At 73.6% G+C, this 1,555-nt stretch carries 1 protein-coding gene, 1 tRNA gene and 1 pseudogene; 2 read left to right on the plus strand and 1 reads right to left on the minus strand.

Going from position 1 to position 1,555, the window contains the following annotated elements:
* Positions 1 to 626: pseudogene (locus AB0B91_RS65865) on the plus strand (saccharopine dehydrogenase); the annotation flags it as partial.
* Positions 627 to 663: 37 nt separating this feature from the next.
* Positions 664 to 1,170 (plus strand): O-acetyl-ADP-ribose deacetylase, encoded by a 507-nt coding sequence (locus tag AB0B91_RS65870; RefSeq protein WP_357660133.1) that lies wholly within the window; start codon positions 664 to 666, stop codon positions 1,168 to 1,170.
* Positions 1,171 to 1,271: 101 nt separating this feature from the next.
* Here AB0B91_RS65870 and AB0B91_RS65875 read toward each other — a convergent pair.
* Positions 1,272 to 1,345: transfer RNA gene (locus tag AB0B91_RS65875), tRNA-Ala, on the minus strand.
* Positions 1,346 to 1,555 lie beyond the last annotated feature (210 nt).

Here is a 1,555-nt window from a genome sequence, read left to right on the forward strand (position 1 = left end):
GCCTCGGCGACCTGCTGGTCACCGCGGCGATGGGCGACTGGACGGCGGCCGACGAGGCGCACGTCGCGTACGGCTTGAGCGGTTGGCACCCCACGGCCGGGACCCGCGCCGCGGGCACGGTCTCCCGGCAGCGCCGGGACGGCCGGCGTGTCCGCTACCGCGACGGGCGGCTGGAGTACCGCGACGACGCCCCACCGACCCTGAAGTGGCCCTTCCCCGACCCGATGGGGATCCGGGCCGTGATCGGCGAGTTCACCATGGCCGACGTCGTCACCGTCCCCAGCCACCTGGCCATTCCAGAGGTGTGCACCTACATGACGGTCGAGGCGGCCGGCGAGCTGGCGGCTCCGGAGACATCGGCGCCGACCGCCGTCGACGATCGCGGCCGGTCCGCGCAGACCTTCCTCGTCGACGTCGTCGTGCGCTCCGGCGGCGAGGAACGGCGCGCCGTGGCGAGCGGCCAGGACATCTACGCCGTCAGTGCGCCGCTCGTGGTGGAAGCGGTCCACCGCATCCTCACGGGACGGACCAGGACGGTCGGTGTCGCCTCCGCCGGCGCCGTCTTCGACGCGCCCGGCTTCCTCCGCGCGCTGTCCGCGCACATCTCGCTCGACCTGCCACGGTAGGGCCGATCCTCCGCGGCCCCAATGACATGATCGGTCCATGCCCGTGATCGAAGTGGTACGCGGTGACATCACCCGCGAGGAAGTCGACGGCATCGTCAACGCGGCGAACGAGTCGCTGCTGGGCGGCGGTGGCGTCGACGGGGCGATCCACCGGGCGGCGGGACCAGGCCTGGCCCAGGCGGGCGCCGCTCTCGCGCCGTGCCATCCGGGCGAGGCCGTCGCCACCCCCGCGTTCGACCTGGATCCACCCGTACGCCACGTCATCCACACGGTCGGTCCGGTGTGGGAGGGCGGCGGCCACGGCGAGGCGGACGTCCTGGCCTCGTGCTACCGGCGCAGCCTCCAGGTCGCCGACGAGATCGGCGCCCGCCGCGTCGCCTTCCCCGCCATCGGCACCGGCGTCTACGGCTACCCGTCCGACCAGGCGGCGACGATCGCGGTCACGACGATCAGGGCGACACCGACCGCCGTCGAGCACGTCCGCCTGGTCGCCTTCGACGACGCCACGTACCGGCTCCTGGCAGCAGCCGCGTCGGCCGACTGAGCCGGGCCCGGCCCACCCTCGCCAGAGCGCCGTTGCTCTGCCGCGCTGCTCCACAAGATCGAAAAGGCCGTCTCCGACTGGCGGAAACGGCCTGAACTGGGTGGAGTTGAGGGGATTCGAACCCCTGACCCCCTCGATGCGAACGAGGTGCGCTACCGGACTGCGCCACAACCCCTCCGCCGGCGGACCGGCATCGGTCCCACCCGGCTTTCACCGGGCGGGCCGGCGCCAAGGTTAACAGGTTCACCGCCCCTGCCGCGAACCCACCCCCCGCGCGCCGCTTCGCCGGGCCAGACCGGCCGCCGGCCACGCTGACGCACGGCACGCCGCATCCAGGCGAGAACGGTCAGCGGGCCGGAGCCGACGCGGCCCGCCCGGTGAAAGC

Origin of the sequence: Nonomuraea sp. NPDC049141, assembly GCF_040648415.1 — a bacterium.
Taxonomy (GTDB): domain Bacteria; phylum Actinomycetota; class Actinomycetes; order Streptosporangiales; family Streptosporangiaceae; genus Nonomuraea.

Excerpts from the sequence above, each read along its gene's own strand:
- AB0B91_RS65870 (WP_357660133.1), top strand. The coding sequence starts at position 664 with ATGCCCGTGATCGAAGTGGTACGCGGTGACATCACCCGCGAGGAAGTC.